The sequence below is a fragment of the Methylocella sp. CPCC 101449 genome (assembly GCF_031921685.1).
GTDB lineage: Bacteria > Pseudomonadota > Alphaproteobacteria > Rhizobiales > Beijerinckiaceae > Terripilifer.
In genome coordinates, this window is sequence record NZ_JAPDHU010000002.1 from 150,127 (window position 1) to 167,655 (window position 17,529).

The window sequence follows — 17,529 nt, forward strand, 5'->3', positions numbered from 1 at the left end:
TTATTAACCACGCGGCCGGGCGCCCCTGAAGCATGGCGGTTCCGGCTGGAGGCGAACCGGCATGGCGTTAGTGCAATATCTGTGGGGTATGGCGAGTTATCTCGTTCCGTTCTTGTTCGTCCTCACCATCGTCGTCTTCTTCCATGAGCTTGGCCATTTTCTGGTCGGTCGCTGGTGCGGCGTGAAAGCGGATGTCTTTTCCATCGGCTTTGGCCGCGAGATCGTCGCCTTCACCGACAAGAAGGGCACCCGTTGGCGCTTCTCCTGGATTCCCCTGGGTGGCTACGTGAAATTCCATGGCGATCCCAATGGCGCCAGCATGGGATCGAGCGAACTCCAGGCGAGCATGCCCGCGGAGGAACGTAAGATCAGCTTTTTCGCACAGCCGGTGTGGAAGCGCGCGGCCATCGTCTTTGCCGGACCGGCCGCCAGCTTTCTGCTCGGCCTGGTGATTTTCACCGGCAGCTTCTGGCTGCAGGGGCGGGGCGACTTTCTGGCCCAGATCAACCGCGTTCAGCCAGGCCAGGCGGCCGAGGCGGCGGGTATCCAGTCGGGCGACCTGATTGTCTCTGTGAATGGTCAGCCGATCGAGAATTGGGGGCAGATGCAGCGAATCGTCCAGATTTCCCCGGACGTTCCGCTCGCCTTCGTCGTTCAGCGTGGCAATAAAGACATCAGCTTGACTGTTACGCCGCGTCTGAGGGATGTCTCCACGCCATTCGGCAAGAACCGGATGGGGTTGATCGGCGTCGATCCGGTGACCAAGCCTGAAAACTGGCGCGAGCAGCGGTTCAGCCTGCCGCAAGCCGCGGTTATGTCGGTCCACGAAACGGGCTTCATCATCGAACGCACGGTCTCGTTCATCGGCGGCGTGTTTGTCGGGCGCGAATCGGCGGAACAGATTTCCGGTCCGATCCGCATCGCCGAAATCTCTGGAGTCGTTGCCAAAGTCAGCTTCGGTGCGCTGCTCAATCTGGCCGCGATTCTATCGATCTCCATCGGTTTGCTGAATTTGATGCCGATTCCGATGCTCGACGGCGGTCATCTGCTCTATTACGCCATCGAAGCGGTGAAGGGCCGCCCGATGAGCGAACAGAAACAGGAGTGGGGATTCCGTGTCGGTCTTGGTCTTGTCATGGCGTTGATGTTGTTTGCGACCATGAACGATCTGCTGCACGTAGGCCCAAAACTAGCCAGTTGGCTGGGCAGTGGCGGCGGTTAAGTGATTGCTTACCGTAAATCGTGTCGTGAGTGCCACTATGTCTCTGAAAACCGCAAAAATCAGGAATTTCGCATTTGCACGAAAGTGTAAACCTTGTAGAACCTATGGCCGTGATGGGCATACTGTAGCGTAAGCGTATTAACAGGGCGTTTACCATACCGGTGGGGCAAGCCGGATTGCAGAGCGCCTTAAGGCGTATGGGTTTTGACGGGGAACTATTCAAAGATGCGGTTCATTAGAGCTTATCTCTACCGGTTGGCCTTTGCTCTCGCGGTAGGGGTTCCGGTTGCTGTCTCCGTCAGCGTTCCGGCCCAAGCCCAGCAGATCGTGGTTCAAGGCAGCCAGCGTGTCGATGCCGAGACCATTCGTTCCTATTTTGGTGGCACCGACCAGGGCCGCATCAATCAGGGTGTGAAGGACCTTTACGCCACGGGCCTGTTCTCCGACGTGAAGGTTCGCCACGAAGGTGGCCGCATCGTCGTTTCCGTGGTCGAAAACAACGTCATCAACCGCGTTGCCTTCGAGGGAAACAGCAAGGTCAAGAGCGAGCAGCTCCTCCCCGAAATTCAGACCAAATCCCGCGGCGCTTATAATCCGTCCACCGTTCAGGCCGATATCGAGCGCATCAAGGACCTCTATCGTCGCGCCGGCCGTGGCGCCGCCCAGGTTACGTCGCGCACCGTCGCCCTGCCGAACGGCCGCATCGACGTCGTCTTCACCATCAACGAAGGTGGCAAGACCGGCGTTCGCGACATCGTTTTCGTCGGCAACCAAGCCTATTCCGGTTACCGTCTGCGCAACCTGATGCAGACGACGGAAATGAACTGGCTGTCGTTCTTCAAGAACACCGACGTCTATGATCCGGATAAGATTTCGTCGGATCTCGAAGTCATCCGCCGCTTCTATCTGAAGAACGGCTATGCCGATTTCCGCATCGTCGGCAACGACGCCCGCTATGATGAAGCCCGCGAAGGCTGGGTCATCACCGTCACTGTCGACGAAGGCGCGCAATATCGCGTCAGCTCCGTGAATGTTGACTCGCGCATCGCCGATGTCGATCCGGATGCGCTGCGCCGTCAGGTGCGGCTGTCGCCGGGCGACGTCTACAATGGCGATCTGGTCGAGAAGTCGGTCGAGAATCTGACGCGCGAAGTTTCGCGCAAGGGCTATGCCTTCTCGTCGGCGCGTCCGCAGGGTGATCGCAACCCGGCCGCTCAGACCATCGCGCTGAACTTCGTCATCGAGGAAGGCCCGCGCGTCTACATCGAGCGCATCGTCGTGCGCGGCAACACCCGCACGCGCGACTACGTGATTCGCCGCGAGTTCGATATCGGTGAAGGCGACGCCTATAATCGTGTGCTCGTTGAGCGCGCCGAACGCCGCCTCAACAACCTCGGCTTCTTCAAGAAGGTGCGCATCACCAATGAGCCGGGTTCTTCGCCGGACCGCGTGGTCGTCATCGTCGACGTTGAAGATCAGCCCACCGGTTCGTTCGGTATCTCGGGCGGTTACTCGACCACCGACGGTATCATCGGCGAAGTGTCGGTGTCGGAATCCAACTTCCAGGGTCGCGGCCAGTTCGTCCGCGTCGCGCTGACCCTCGGCCAGCGTACCCGCGGCATCGACTTCTCCTTCACCGAGCCCTATTTCATGGGCTATCGGATGTCGGCGGGCTTCGACCTCTATCATAAGCAGACGTTGAACTCGATTTACTCGGTCTATGAGAGCCGCACGACCGGTGGCGCGCTGCGCCTAGGTCTGCCGATCACCGACGAGTTCTCGGTCGGTCTGCGTTATTCGCTATACACCACCAGCATCAGCATCCCGAACACGCTGCAGCGTCCTTACAACGACTGTCAGTTCCCGATCCCAGGCTATACGCCGGGTTGGAACGGTGTGTCCGGTTTCAATGGCACGAATAACATTCCGCCGGCTGGCACCTACCTGACCTGCGTGTCCAATGGTGAAGCGTCGGTGGCGATGAAGGATGCCGCTCTGAAGAGCCGCCTGATCTCGATGCCGGGTTATTCGCTGATCTATAACTCGCTCGACAACGTCAAGAACCCGACCGCCGGCCTCTATGCTGAATTCAAGCAGGACGTCGCGGGCCTTGGCGGCAACGCGCGCTTCCTGCGCACCACCGGTGAACTGCGCTACTACTATCCGATCTACGACGACGTCGTCGGCTTCGTGAAGTTGCAGGCGGGTAACATCGCGGGCATCGGTGGCCAGAAGGTCAACCTGCTCGACAACTTCAACCTCGGCCCGAGCCTGGTGCGTGGCTTCGCCCCGGGTGGTATCGGCCCGCGTGACGCCTCGCCGGGTATCGACAACCGCTCGGCCGGCCTCGGCGGCACCACCTACTTCGGCGCCACCGCCGAAGTGCAGTTCCCGATCTGGGGCCTGCCGAAGGAAGTGGGCATGCGCGGCGCCTTGTTCGCCGACGCCGGTACGCTGTTTGGCTATGAGGGCAAGACGGTGTTCAACACGGCACTCGGCCTGCCGGCCAATACGCCGTGCCAGCCGACGCTGTTCACCACCACGGGCGTGGCCTACACCCAGTCGAACTGCATGAACGTTCGCGACGATCGTAAGATCCGTGCGTCGGTCGGCGCCAGCTTGATCTGGCAATCGCCGCTGGGCCCGATCCGCTTCGACTACGCCATTCCGTTCGCTCGCGTGAAGAGCGAATACATCGGCGGCGTCTACCGCGGTGGCGACGTCACCCAGTACTTCCGCTTCTCCGGCGGCGGCACTTTCTAAGGGTCTATCGACCGAACAGCTTGGCTGTTCGGTCTTCTCCCCCACTTGCACTTGCAGGACAGGCGGTGGCATGCGATGCCGCTGCCTGTTTTGAATTTGGCGGCTCAGCCTGCCGGATTCGAGGATTTTGGGTTTTTCAATGAGCGATCCAGTGTTTTTTCCCCGCGCCGCCGCGCCGACGCTTGGCGAGATCGTGGAATGGACCGGGGCGCGGGCGGCTGACGGCAGCGACCTTTCGGTCGTCATCACCAGCGTGGCCCCGCTGGACCAGGGCCGCCCTGGCGCGCTCGTCTTTCTCGACAACCCCAAATATGCCGACCAGCTCGCCGCCACCCGCGCCGCCGCCTGCCTGATCGGCGCCAAATATGCCGCCGGTGTCCCGGCGGGCACGGTGGCCCTGGTGACGGCCGATCCCTATCGCGCCTTTGCCGCGGTGGTCTCCAAGCTTTATCCGAGCGCGAACCGGCCATTGGCCCTCTTTGGCGGCACAGGCGTGTCGCCGGCCGCCCACGTCCATGCCGAGGCTCGGCTCGAAAATGGCGTCACCGTCGATCCTGGCGCCGTGGTGGGGCCACGCTGTCAGATCGGAGCCGGCACCCATATCGCCGCCAATGCGGTGGTCGGGCCGGATGTCTGCATCGGCCGGGATTGTTCCATCGGCCCCGGCGCCAGCGTCCTTTATGCGCTGATCGGAGATCGGGTGCTGGTGCACGGCGGCGTACGGATCGGCCAGGACGGCTTTGGCTTTGCCATGGGGCCGCGGGGCCACCAGAAAGTGCCGCAGATCGGCCGGGTGATCGTTCAAAACGACGTCGAGATCGGCGCCAACACGACGATCGATCGGGGGGCGAACCGCGATACGATCATCGGCGAGGGCACCAAGATCGATAATCTGGTGCAGATCGCTCATAACGTGGTGGTCGGCCGCCATTGCATCATCGTTTCGCAGGTGGGCATCTCCGGCTCCACCGAGCTTGGTGACTTCGTTGCGCTCGGCGGGCAGGCTGGCGTCACGGGCCATCTGAAAATAGGCATGGGCGCGCAGATCGCGGCGCAATCCGGCGTTGCCAACGACGTTCCAGCGGGGCAGAAGTGGGGCGGTTCGCCGGCACGACCGATCAGGGAGACATGGCGCGCTCGCTTGGAGCTTGACCGCCTCGTGGCCCAGTCGCGCGAACGGGCGGGCGCTGGCCAGGACAACTCTTAAAAGAGACAACTCCTAGAAGATCACTCAAAAAGCCAAATTCGAAAGAAGTCCGGACAACGTGAACGAACAGCCAGGACAAGGAAAGATGGATCAGCCGGTCATGACCGAACTAACGACAGTTGATATCCAGAAGTTGCTGGATTTTCTGCCGCACCGTTATCCATTTCTGCTGGTTGACCGCATCATCGACTGCAACGCCGATGAATCCTGCATAGGCATCAAGAACGTCACGATCAACGAGCCGCAATTCCAGGGCCATTTCCCCGGCAAGCCGATCATGCCTGGCGTGTTGCTGGTCGAAGGCATGGCGCAGACGGCGGGCGCCTTGTGCGTGCAGGCGTCGAAGTCGAAGCGCCCGCGCATCGTCTATTTCATGACGATCGACAAAGTGAAGTTCCGCAAGCCGGTCGTGCCGGGCGATCGCGTCGAATTCCACATGAAGAAGCTCAACCGCCGCCGCAATATGTGGTGGTATCGCGGCGAAGCGAAGGTCGATGGTCAGGTCGTCTGCGAGGCCGAACTCGGCGCCATGATGGTTGCTGATGGGCAGGACGACGACGAATGAAAATTCATCCGAGCGCTGTCGTTGAAGATGGCGCAAAGCTTGGCGCGGACGTGCGCGTCGGCCCCTTCTGCCATGTTGGTCCGAATGTCGAATTGGGCGACGGTGTCGAACTCGTCTCCCATGTGGTCGTGCATGGTCGCACCAAGATTGGCGCGCGCACGCGCCTGTTCCCCTTTGCCTCCATCGGCCATCAGCCGCAGGATCTCAAATATGAAGGCGAGCCATCGACGCTGACCATCGGCAGCGATTGCCTGATCCGTGAAGGCGTGACGATGAATCCCGGCACCAAGGGCGGCGGGATGGAAACGGTCATCGGCGACAAATGCGCGTTCCTCGCCAATTCGCACGTCGGCCATGATTGCCGGCTCGGCAATTCGATCGTTCTGTCGAACAACGTCATGCTGGCCGGCCACGTGCGCATGGGCGATTTCGTGATTTGCGGCGGTGGCGCGGCGATCATTCAATTCTCGCGCATCGGCTCGCATGCTTTCGTCGGCGGTCTGTCGGGCGTCGAGAACGATCTCATTCCTTATGGCCTGGCCATGGGCAATCGCGCTTATCTCGCTGGCCTCAATCTGGTCGGCCTGCGGCGTCGCGGTTTCTCGCGCGAGGAAATCCACGATCTGCGGCGCGCCTATCGCCTGCTGTTCGCAGCCGAAGGCACGTTGAAAGAGCGGGTTGAGGATGTGGCGGCGGAATTCGCCAGTCATCCGCAGGTGCACGAAATCCTCGACTTCATTCGCGACGGCGGCGACCGCTCGATCTGCATGCCGCGCCTGTCGACCAACGGCGAGGCTTAGAGTTTTGGCGGCGCGGCCGCTCGATGTGTTCATGATCGCCGGCGAGCAGTCCGGCGACATGCTCGGCGCCGAGCTTATCCGCGCGCTCGCACGCCTCAACCCAGGCACGACCTTTCAGGGTGTCGGCGGCTTTGCCATGAGCAAGGCAGGTCTGCCGAGCCTGTTCCCGATGGCCGATATTGCGGTGATGGGCTTTTTGCCCGTGATCGCGCATCTGCCGACGCTTCTGCGGCGTATCGATGAAACGGCGAAGGCGGTCATCGCGGCGCGGCCGGACGTGCTCGTCATCATCGACAGCCCGGACTTTACCCATCGCGTGGCGCGGCGCGTGCGCAAGGCGCTGCCACATTTGCCTATTATCGATTATGTCAGCCCCACCGTCTGGGCCTGGCGGCCAGGCCGCGCTCCGGCCATGCGCGCCTACGTCGATCACGTGCTGGCATTGCTGCCGTTTGAGCCGCAGGCGCATGAGCGCCTGGGCGGTCCGGCCTGTACTTATGTCGGCCATCCGCTGATCGAGCGTCTGGACGATCTGTTGCCGAGCGCGGACGATGTGCGCCGCAGGGCCGCGCCACCCCCCATGCTGGTCGTTCTGCCGGGATCGCGCAGATCGGAGATCGGCAATCTGCTGAAATTGTTTGGCGAGACCGTTGGCCTGCTGGTGCAGGACAAGCCCGATCTGCAGATCGTCTTGCCGACGGTGGCCCATGTCGAGGCCATGGTGCGGGTAGGGGTGGCGAACTGGCCGATCGTGCCGCGCATCGTCATGGACGAAGCGGAAAAATTCGCGGCCTTCCGCAGCGCGCGCGCGGCGCTGGCGGCCTCCGGCACTGTCACTTTGGAGCTGGCGCTGGCGCAAGTGCCGACAGTCGTGGCCTATAAAGTCTCGAAGATCGAAGAGGTGATCGCGCGCCAGCTCGTCACCACCGATCATATCGCGCTGCCGAACATTATTCTCGGTGAGCGCCTGATGCCGGAACTTATCCAAAGCGCGGCGACCGCGTCAGCGCTCGCCATGGACGTGGCCGACATTATGCAGGACGGTCCGTCACGTCAGCGGCAATTGGATGGATTGGAACGGCTGGCCGTGGCCATGCAATTGCCGGGGCGTCAGCGGCCGAGCGAAGCAGCGGCACAGACCATTCTCGATGTCGTGAGCAAACGCGCTTAGGACGCGAAGAGCTGGTTGATGTCGGCCAGCGTGTCCACCGCCAGCACTTTGTCGATGAACGCCGTGATACGCGGTTCTGTCCAGACAGCGCCGGCGCAGACGCGGAATTTCGCGGTGATTTCGTCACGCGTCGTGAGGCGGCGGACCGGGTCGAGCGGTTCTTCCAGCTCTTGCCCATTTGTCAGCGTGAGGCGGGCTGATGTCGCACCGGGTGCATCATCAATACGCTCCATGAGATCGGTGATCGTTGGATCGACCAGCGCTTCTTCGCTGATCGTGTGTAGCGTGACGCCACGAGTGACAGCGAGCGCGATCAGAAAGCGGCCCGAGAAAGGCGCTGCGTCAAGATCACCAGGTCGATCACGAACGAGCGAGCCGCGCTTCAAGTCGGCGGACAGGCGCGCGATGTCCGAGACAGCGATATTATTCCGGCGCAGACAGGTCATGAGAGCATCGAGCGCCGGCGCGATCGGTGTGCATACCGGCATGACTTTGATCTTCGTTGGTTGGTCGAGAAAGAGCGGGCGTTTCATAAGATCGCGCAGCGCCGCGCGCGCGGGCTCCTGCGGCGTCGTGAGCGATGCCAGCCAGCCATCGTTGGTATCGAACATATCGGCATCGGCGGTAAAGCCGTCACGCGCCAGGAGCGCCGCTTCGAGACCGGCGCGTGCTGCATGGCCGGAATGAAGCGCCTTCGTCATCGTGCCGAGATGGCGGCGATAGCCGCCGCTCGACGCGGTGGCGATACTCAGCGCCATGCGGGCTCTGCCTGCGTCGAGATTGAGCAGGCGCGCACCGCAAAGTGCTGCGGCCAGCGGCCCGACATGACCGATATGCCAGAGGCCGCGCTGACCAAGTGCCGGAGCGATCGCTTCGCGCAAGCGCGATGCGATTTCGAAGGCGACCATGAAAGCCGCCAGAAAATCTCCGCCGGAGAGCGACATTTTCTCAGCCATGGCGAGGGCCGCGGGCAAAGCCACCGTTGCCACATGGCTGCCTTCGTCGAAATCCACCGCATTGGCGAGAATGCCATTGGCCTGAGCGGCTTCCAGCATGCCGACGCGTATATCGCTGCCGGCGAGGCTCGCTTCGTTGAGGGCTTGCGTGCGCAACGCTTGGGCGTATGCGATCTTGCCGATGGCATGCGGCATGGCCGCAAGCATTGCGCCGCAGGTGTCGAGGACGAGCAGACGGGCACGCTCGCGCGCGGTATCGCTGGCCTGTTGCAGGGCGAAGTGCAGGGCGAAATCGATCAGATGCCCAGCATCATCCGTCGGCATGGTGTCCTCGTACGTTTCCTCTCGTTGCCAGCACCATCGCCGTATCAGGCGCAAAAGAAAAGGGCCGCCTTGCGGGCGGCCCTGATCCGTTGCGATGGATAAGCGATCAACGCTTGCCGATCGGCGTGTAGTCGCGCTTGGCGGCGCCGGTATAGAGCTGGCGCGGACGGCCGATCTTGGAGCTCGGATCCTCGATCATTTCCTTCCACTGGGCGACCCAGCCCACGGTGCGGGCGACAGCGAAGAGCACGGTGAACATCGACACCGGGAAGCCCATCGCCTTCAGGGTAATGCCCGAATAGAAGTCGACGTTCGGATAGAGCTTGCGCTCGATGAAATATTCGTCGCTGAGCGCGATGCGCTCAAGTTCCATGGCGACGTCGAGCAGCGGATCGTCCTTGATGCCGAGTTCGCGCAGCACTTCATGGCAGGTCTTCTGCATGATCTTGGCGCGCGGATCGTAGTTCTTGTAGACGCGATGACCGAAGCCCATCAGGCGGGTGTGGTCCTTCTTGTCTTTCACGCGCTGGACGAATTCGGGGATCTTATCGACCGTGCCGATTTCGGCGAGCATGGCGAGCGCCGCTTCGTTGGCGCCACCATGCGCGGGACCCCACAGGCAGGCGATGCCGGCGGCGATACAGGCGAACGGATTGGCGCCGGAAGAGCCGGCGAGGCGCACTGTCGAAGTCGAAGCGTTCTGCTCATGGTCCGCATGCAGGATGAAGATACGGTCGAGCGCGCGCGCGATGATCGGGTTGACCTTATAGTCTTCGCAGGGAACGGCGTAGCACATGTGCAGGAAGTTCGACGTGTAATCGAGGTCGTTCTTCGGGAACACGAACGGCTGGCCGATCGAATATTTATAGGCCATCGCCGCGATCGTCGGGATCTTGGCGACCAGACGCATCGAAGCGATCATGCGCTGATGCGGATCGGTGATATCGGCGGAGTCCGGATAGAACGCGGCCATGGCACCCACCGTGCCGACCATGACGGCCATCGGATGCGCGTCGCGGCGGAAGCCGGAGAAGAAGCGCGACATCTGCTCATGCACCATCGTGTGACGGGTCACGCGATAGTCGAAATCGGATTTCTGCGCTGCGGTCGGCAGTTCCCCGTACAGCAGCAGGTAGCAGGTTTCGAGGAAGTCGCCATGTTCGGCAAGCTGTTCGATCGGATAGCCGCGATACCGCAGAATGCCGGCGTCGCCATCGATATAGGTGATCTTCGACTCGCAGCTCGCGGTCGACATGAAACCCGGATCGTAGGTGAAGACGTTAGCCTGTCCGTAGAGCTTGGCGATGTCGACGACTTCCGGTCCCTCAGTGCCGCCGCGCATGGGCATATCATAGGTATTATTGCCGATTGTGATCGTCGCGGTCTTGCTCATATTTACGGCCTTCATGATGTGTGCCGGAGGCCCGGAATAGGGCGCCAGCGTGAGGGAAGGTTTTCCACAACCGGGCGTGTGCTAACGCATCGGCGGGCAGCATTCAAGTCTGACCAAAAGATGGCGCGGCGTGGTCAGAAAATTCAATAAAAGCAGCGATATGTTACAGTTTTAAACGGCTCGACCTAGGCCACCGAATGGCTGTTATCGCCAATGTGAATGGCCCGCTTTGCACCGGACGGTTTAGCGGGTGCAAAGCGTTGCCTTATTTTGAGGCGATCGCGCCATATAGCGTTTCGCGATTTGACTTTGGTCAAACGCTGGAAAGACGCGTCAGAACCAAGGTCCTGGGCAAAATTGCGTTTCGGTCGAAGCGCAGTTTGCTCTAGTTGAGCGCCGCCAGGCGTGCCTGATCATCGAGGCGGCCGAGGGCTTCCTCGCGTCCCAGCACCACCAGAACGTCGAAAATGCCAGGTGACGTCAGCCGCCCGGTGAGCGCTGCGCGCAACGGTTGTGCAATCTGACCGAGCTTGGCGCCGGTTTCTTCCGCATAGGCGCGCACGATCGCTTCCGTCGCCTGTGCCGTCCATTCGCTCACCTGCGCGAGGCGCGGTGTGAGCGCGGCGAGATGTGCGCGTCCGCCATTCTCCAGTGCGACGGTCGCTTTCTCGTCGGTCGCAAGCGGGCGCTGCGCGAACAGGAAACCACCGCCGTCGATCAGATCGTTGAGCGTCTTGGCGCGCTCCTTCAAGCCGGGCATGGCGGCCAGCAGACGCGCGCGCAAAGGTGCGTCGAGACGCGCGGCCAGCGCCGGACCGTCCTTGAGGAAGGGCAGAGTGGCGATCAGCGTGTCGAGCAATTCCGCATCGGGCATGGCGCGCAGATAGTGGCCGTTGAGATTTTCCAGCTTGGCGTAGTCGAAACGCGCCGGCGAACGACCGATCTGCGGCAGGTCGAATGTCTGGATCATCTCGTCGGTCGAGAAAATCTCCTGGTCGCCGTGGCTCCAGCCGAGGCGTACGAGATAATTGCGCAGCGCCGCCGGCAGATAACCCATGGCGCGATAGGCATCGACGCCAAGCGCGCCATGGCGCTTCGACAATTTGGCGCCGTCCGGCCCGTGGATCAGCGGGATGTGCGCGAAGATCGGCGTCTGCCATCCCATGGCCTGATAGATATGTGCCTGCCGGGCCGCATTGGTGAGGTGATCGTCGCCACGGATCACATGGGTTATGCCCGCATCGTGGTCATCGACGACGACGGCAAGCATATAGGTCGGCGTGCCGTCGGAGCGCAGCAGCACCAGATCGTCGAGATCCTTGTTGGGGAAGACCACTCGGCCTTGCACCTTGTCGTCGATGACCGTGTCGCCATCGGTCGGCGCCTTGAGGCGGATCACCGGCTTGACGCCGGCCGCTTCCATGGCCGCGACATCGCCAGCCGCACGATCGCGCCAGCGCCCATCGTAGCGGGTCTGGCGTTTCTCGGCGCGCGCCTTCTCGCGCATCTCCTCAAGCTCCTGCTGGGTGGCGAAGCATTTGTAGGCTTTGCCTTCGCGCAGGAGCTGGTGCGCCACCTCGGCGTGGCGGTTGGCGCGCGCGAACTGATAGATCACGTCGCCGTCCCAAGAAAGACCAAGCCAGGACAGGCCGTCGATAATGGCCGTGATGGCCGCCTCGGTCGAACGTTCGCGATCCGTATCTTCGATCCGCAGCAGCATCTTGCCGCCGAAATGGCGCGCAAAGAGCCAATTGAACAAAGCCGTGCGCGCTCCGCCGATGTGGAGGAAGCCGGTCGGGGAGGGGGCGAACCGGGTGACGACGGGATCGGACATGGCTGTACTCGTATGCTTCTGATCGGGCGCGGGGACATCTCGTCCGCCGCCAAATGCGGGCATCTATCACACAACTTGCGGCGGGAGGTAGACGGCGGGGCGTTTAAACTGTGCAATGGTCCAGGGGAAAGGGATTGGGGACAGGGGCTGAGACGAGATGCCGAGGGCTGGCACCATTGCCATTGCGGATACGGCCGGCGCGCGCGCCGGGCGCATCGCGTCGAGCCCAGCTTGGCTGTCGACACGGCTCTCCGCCTGGTTCGCCGAGGAAGTGGCTGGGCGGCGGCTGTTTCCGTGGGCCGCCGTGGCTTTCGGAGCCGGCGTCGTGCTCTATTTCGCTGCCGAGCGGGAACCTTGGCTGCCGGCGCCGCTTTTCGCCACCGTGGTTTGCATCGGCCTGGCGGTGTGGGCGCTGTGTCGCGAGCGTCTCGCGGCCTATCGCGCCGCCGTGGCTCTGGCCTTTCTCTTCGCCGGTTTCTCGGTCGCGGCGCTGCGCACGCTCTGGGTGGCGGCGCCGGTCATCGAACGGCCCTGGAGCGGCAAGGTCACAGGCTTCGTCGAGACCATGGATTTGCGTGAGGGGTCGGCACGGCTGGTGTTGCGCCTGGCGAGCGCCGAAGGGCTGGCCGAGGCGGCGCGGCCGCAGCGGGTGCGCATCATCCTGCGTGGCCGGCCTGATTTTACCTCCGGCGCTTCTATCGGCCTGACCGCACGGCTGCTGCCGCCGCCCCGGGCCTCGGAGCCGGGCGGCTATGATTTTGCCCGCGATGCCTGGTTCCAGCGGATCGGCGCGGTGGGCAACGGGGTGTCGCGGCCGCTGACGGTGGCGGCGCTCGATGTGCCTTGGGTGGCGCGCTTCAACGCGTGGGTCGATCGTGGCCGCAATGCCCTGACCGCGCGGATCGCCACGGCCATCGGCGGCGCTAATGGTGCCGTTGCCGCAGCACTCGTCACTGGCAAGCGTGGGCTGATCCCGGAGGCCACCAACGAGGCGCTGCGGGCGGCGGGCATTTATCACGTCGTCTCGATTTCCGGCCTGCACATGGTGCTAGCGGCGGGGCTGATGCTGTGGATTTTGCGTGCGCTGCTGGCCTTGTCGCCGACGATGGCGCTGACCCAGCCGATCAAGCGATGGGCGGCGGCCTTCGCCATGATCGGCGCGGTCGCCTACGATGTCTTCTCCGGCTCGGAAGTGGCGACGGAGCGGGCGCTGGTCATGGTGCTGATCATGCTGGGTGCCGTGCTGTTTGGCCGGCCGGCGTTCTCGATGCGCAATCTCGCCATCGCCGCTTTGGTCGTCATGCTGCGCGAGCCGGTCACCGTGCTCGGTCCCTCTTTCCAGATGTCCTTTGCGGCGGTGGCGGCAATGATCGCCGCGTTTGAAAAGCGCGGCGCCGCCGGCTTCTTCGGCATGAAACATGATGGACCGCCGGGACTGTTGAACCGCGCAGGATTCATGGTGTGGGCTGCTGTCGTGACGACCTTGATCGCCTCGCTCGCCACCGATCCTTATGCGACTTTTCACTTCCACAGGATTTCCAGCTACGGGCTTATCGGCAACGTTTTGGCGATCCCCTTGGTTGAATTTGTCGTCATGCCGTTCGGGGCGCTGGGGTTGCTCGCCTCGGCTTTTGGGCTCGACGGTCCCTGCTGGTGGGTCATGGGGCTGGGCGTGAGCGGCATGATGGTCGTCGCCGAATGGGTCGCGGGCCTGGCGGGCTCGACGCGCATGATCCCGGCTTTTGGCGCCGGCGCTCTGCTGCTGATGACGCTCGGTCTGTTGTGGATCACCTTATGGCAGACACCGCTGCGCTGGCTGGGCGTGCCGTTTGCCGTGGCCGGTGTGGCTTTGGCGCTGACAGGCGCGCGCCCAGACCTGATGATCGACAGACAAGGCGGCACCCTGGCTTATCGCGTGGCCGACGGCCGCCTCGCTGTCCTGAATGCGCGCGGCAATTTCTTCGGCGTGTCGCAATGGCTGACCGCCGATGCCGATGCGCGTCCGGCGCGCGATGCGGCCTTGCAGGGCAATGGTCTGTGCGATGTCGGTGGTTGCACGGGTACATTGCGGGACGGTCGCGTCATCGTCCTCATCCTCGATCCTCGCAATGTCGCCGAGGACTGCCCGCGTGCCGATATCGTCGTCACACGCTTTTGGCTCAACGGTACCTGCACGGGGCCATCGCTCATCGTCGATGGCGAACATCTGTTGAAATATGGCGCCAGCGAATTTCGCTTTTCCGGCGATGGTAAGGCATCCTTGCGCAGCGCCCGCGCCCCACAGCTCGATCGGCCATGGTCGCCGGCACCCCGCATTCTCGCGCAGAACGATCCGCCCGTCGCGGCTTCATCTCCGCAGGAGGAGACCGACGAGCCGCAATGAGCCTGCCGTTCAGTAGCGGCGGATCAGGCTCACCAGCTTCCCTTGGATACGGACCCGGTCGGGGCCGAAAATCCGGGTTTCATAGGCTGGATTGGCCGCTTCGAGCGCGATCGAGGCGCCGCGCCGGCGCAGCCGCTTCAACGTTGCTTCCTCGTCGTCGATCAAGGCCACGACGATGTCGCCGGAATCGGCGGTATCCTGCTTGCGGATGATCACCGTGTCGGTGTCGAGAATGCCGGCCTCGATCATCGAGTCGCCGCGCACTTCCAGGGCGAAGTGGTCGCCCGTGGAAAGAAAATCCGGCGGCACGGAAATGGTGTGACTGCGCGACTGGATCGCCGAGATCGGCGTACCGGCAGCAATGCGGCCCATGACGGGGATCGAAATCGGCGGCACGAAATCATCGGAAACGGGAGTGACGGGCGCCCGGACCTTGCCGAGGTTGCCTTCGATCACAGCCGGGGAGAAGCGGCCGCCGCGCGGACCGACCGGCACGGAGGCTTCCGGCAGTTTCAGCACTTCGAGCGCACGGGCGCGATTGGGCAGGCGGCGGATGAAGCCACGCTCCTCCAGCGCCATGATCAGGCGATGAATGCCCGACTTCGAACGCAAGTCGAGCGCATCCTTCATCTCGTCGAAGGACGGGGGTACGCCGGCTTCCTTGAGCCGTTCGTTGATGAAGCGCAGGAGTTCGCTCTGCTTCTTCGTCAGCATAATGTTCCTCTCCGCCCACGCACGCTGGGCTCACGCCGCAAGCCAAGGCGCTTTGAAAGCCGCTCTGCCGATTCGCCCCTCATCGGGCGCACCACCCTGTGGCGAATCGATAAACAAACCATGAACAAACGATAATCGTTCGCGATGTGTTCCGCAAGAGGGGCGGTCGGAAAGGCCGGAAGCCTCAGCGCAGCGGCCAGAAAATCAGGATTGCCGGCACGCCGATCGCAATGACCAGCAGGGAAAGCGGCGCACCAAGGCGGGCATAGTCGGTAAATTTATAGCCGCCGGGACCCATCACCAGCGTGTTGCACTGGTGGCCGATGGGCGTGAGGAAATCGCAAGCCGCACCGATCGCCACCGCCATCAGGAAGGCATCCGGCTTATAGCCCAGTTGGGTGGCGAAGCCAGCGCCGATCGGCGCCATCACCAGAACCGTCGCCGCGTTGTTGAGGAAGGGCGTCACGGCCATGGCGGCAACGAGGATGAGCCCAAGGGAGGCCCAGCCGGGAAGGCCGCTGCCGACCGATGCCAGCCATGTGGCGAAAACCTCGGTCGCGCCGGTCGAGCGCAAGGAGTCGCTGACAGGGATGAGGGCCGCGAGCATCAGCAAGATCGGCGCATCGACATTGCTATAGGCCTCGCGCAGCGGCAGGGCCTTGAATGCGACGAGCAGAACCGCCGCGGCGAAAAATACGACCGGCACCGGCGCCAGGCTGAACGCCAGCGCCGCGATGGTGAGGGCCAGCACGCCGCCCGTCACAAGGGCGCGGCGCGTGCTGCCCAGCGCGACGGGCCGATCGGCCAGCGGCAACAGTCCAAGTTCCACCATGCGCTCAGGCAGCACGTCTTCGCCGCCCTGGACCAGCACCACGTCGCCGGAGCGCAGCCGCACGTCACGCAGCCGTTCCGACAGGCGTTCGCCGGCGCGGCTGATGGCCAGCAGATTGACGCCATGATGGGTGTAGAGATTAAGCTCCGCCGCCGTCTGATCGATAAGCAGCGAGCCCGGCGCGATCACCGCCTCGCTGACCCGCTCAACAGGCGTTTCGCCATTGCCAGGCACGCGTTCCTTGTGGTCCCGGCCGACCAGATCGAGCCCGCCTTCGGCGACGACCTTTTCGAGCGCGTCGCCTTCGCCGCGCAGAAGCAGGATGTCGTCGACCTTCAACCGGGCATCGGGCAGAGGCGCGGCGATCTGGCGTTTGGCGCGCAGGATCGTGACGATTTCCACTTCGCCGCCGCCGAGATTGCGCAGATCGGCGACGGTCTTGTCTTTCAGTTTGGAGCCATCCGCGACGCGAGCCTCGGTGACATAATCCTCGATATCGAGGGCTGCTTCTAGGGAGGTGGCGCCACGGCGATCGCGCGGCAGCAGACGATAGCCCACGGCCAGGAAGGCACAGCCGGCAACGGCGATGACGATGCCGACGGGCGTGAAGTCGAACATGCTGAACGGCGTGCCTGTCAATTCGCCGCGAACGCGCGAGACGATCACGTTCGGCGACGTGCCCACCAAAGTGACGATGCCGCCGAGCAGCGAGCCGAAGGCCATCGGCATCAGGAAGACAGACGGGGATTTCCCGCCCTTGCGCGCGAGCTGATAGGCGATCGGCAGCATCATCGCCAGAGCGCCGATATTCTTGATGAAGGCGGAGAGGACGGCGACGCTGATCACCAGCACGAAGACCTGCACCTGCGTCGAGCTCTGTGCGGGGGAGAGCCCCGACATGGCCCGCTCGATCAGACGCGAGCGGGCGACCGCGCCGCTCAAGATCAAAGCGCTGCCGACGATGATGACGATATCGTCGGAGAAGCCCGTGAAAGCCTCTTTCAGCGGAATAATGCCGAGAGCAAGGCCCGCCAGCAGGGCTAGCAGTGCCACCACGTCATAGCGCAGCCGGCCCCACAGAAACGCCCCCATCATTACGATGATGAGACCCACCGATAACCATTGAGGCTGCGTCATCTGCAAAAACTCCGGGAGCAACGGTGTCGCCCGCGTTCGCGGGTCGTTGATTTCAACACATCAAATATCGGCGGAGGACGGGCGGCGAATGACCCGCCTTTCTGACAATGAATCAAGCAAAAGGTTTATCATGAAGAAGCGGTGCGGCAATCGTATCCCGACGTTTCGAGAAGTGTCACAGTGGCAATAAAATCCCCATGCAGAAGGTTCCGCCGGGGCTTATAGCCT

The 17,529-nt window shown here is 62.8% G+C and carries 12 protein-coding genes; 7 read left to right on the forward strand and 5 right to left on the reverse strand.

Annotated features, from left to right (window positions below; translation table 11 throughout):
- Nucleotides 1–61 precede the first annotated feature (61 nt).
- The 6 genes from rseP to lpxB all read left to right on the forward strand — a co-directional run bounded on the left by rseP (nt 62) and on the right by lpxB (nt 7,728).
- Entirely contained in the window at nt 62–1,222 is a 1,161-nt protein-coding gene (gene rseP, locus OIM99_RS11350) for an RIP metalloprotease RseP (protein WP_311850520.1), read from the forward strand.
- A gap of 225 nt (nt 1,223–1,447) precedes the next feature.
- Nucleotides 1,448–3,985 carry an outer membrane protein assembly factor BamA gene (gene bamA / locus OIM99_RS11355; protein WP_311850521.1) on the forward strand — a complete coding sequence of 846 codons (2,538 nt, stop codon included), beginning with the start codon at nt 1,448–1,450 and terminating at the stop codon, nt 3,983–3,985.
- A gap of 139 nt (nt 3,986–4,124) precedes the next feature.
- The gene (lpxD, locus tag OIM99_RS11360; protein ID WP_311850522.1) at nt 4,125–5,192 is read left to right on the forward strand and encodes a UDP-3-O-(3-hydroxymyristoyl)glucosamine N-acyltransferase; all 1,068 of its coding nucleotides are present in this window, start codon (nt 4,125–4,127) and stop codon (nt 5,190–5,192) included.
- An 85-nt stretch (nt 5,193–5,277) separates the two neighbouring features.
- The gene (gene fabZ / locus OIM99_RS11365) at nt 5,278–5,757 is read left to right on the forward strand and encodes a 3-hydroxyacyl-ACP dehydratase FabZ (protein WP_311850523.1); all 480 of its coding nucleotides are present in this window, start codon (nt 5,278–5,280) and stop codon (nt 5,755–5,757) included.
- A complete protein-coding gene (gene lpxA, locus OIM99_RS11370) occupies nt 5,754–6,557 on the forward strand; it encodes an acyl-ACP--UDP-N-acetylglucosamine O-acyltransferase (RefSeq protein ID WP_311850524.1) in 804 nt (267 codons plus the stop codon). The genes fabZ and lpxA overlap by 4 nt, the downstream gene beginning before the upstream one ends.
- A 4-nt stretch (nt 6,558–6,561) precedes the next feature.
- Complete coding sequence (gene lpxB, locus OIM99_RS11375) at nt 6,562–7,728, forward strand: lipid-A-disaccharide synthase (RefSeq protein WP_311850525.1); 1,167 nt, start codon at nt 6,562–6,564, stop codon at nt 7,726–7,728.
- On the opposite strand, the gene OIM99_RS11380 is transcribed toward lpxB, so the two are convergent.
- The 3 genes from OIM99_RS11380 to gltX form a co-directional block, all read right to left on the reverse strand.
- On the reverse strand, nt 7,725–9,008 hold the full coding sequence (locus OIM99_RS11380) for an MmgE/PrpD family protein (RefSeq protein ID WP_311850526.1): 1,284 nt from the start codon (nt 9,006–9,008) through the stop codon (nt 7,725–7,727). The genes lpxB and OIM99_RS11380 overlap by 4 nt on opposite strands.
- Before the next feature lie 106 nt (nt 9,009–9,114).
- A complete protein-coding gene (gene gltA / locus OIM99_RS11385; RefSeq protein ID WP_311850527.1) occupies nt 9,115–10,401 on the reverse strand; it encodes a citrate synthase in 1,287 nt (428 codons plus the stop codon).
- Between the two features lie 385 nt (nt 10,402–10,786).
- On the reverse strand, nt 10,787–12,235 hold the full coding sequence (gene gltX / locus OIM99_RS11390) for a glutamate--tRNA ligase (RefSeq protein WP_311850528.1): 1,449 nt from the start codon (nt 12,233–12,235) through the stop codon (nt 10,787–10,789).
- A gap of 157 nt (nt 12,236–12,392) precedes the next feature.
- On the opposite strand from gltX, the gene OIM99_RS11395 reads away from it, so the two are divergent.
- Entirely contained in the window at nt 12,393–14,618 is a 2,226-nt protein-coding gene (locus tag OIM99_RS11395) for a ComEC/Rec2 family competence protein (RefSeq protein ID WP_311850529.1), read from the forward strand.
- A 9-nt stretch (nt 14,619–14,627) separates the two neighbouring features.
- On the opposite strand, the gene lexA is transcribed toward OIM99_RS11395, so the two are convergent.
- Both lexA and OIM99_RS11405 read right to left on the reverse strand, forming a co-directional pair.
- Entirely contained in the window at nt 14,628–15,332 is a 705-nt protein-coding gene (gene lexA, locus OIM99_RS11400) for a transcriptional repressor LexA (protein ID WP_311850530.1), read from the reverse strand.
- Between the two features lie 184 nt (nt 15,333–15,516).
- Nucleotides 15,517–17,301: an SLC13 family permease gene (locus tag OIM99_RS11405; RefSeq protein ID WP_311850531.1), complete on the reverse strand. Its 1,785-nt coding sequence runs from the start codon at nt 17,299–17,301 to the stop codon at nt 15,517–15,519.
- Nucleotides 17,302–17,529 lie beyond the last annotated feature (228 nt).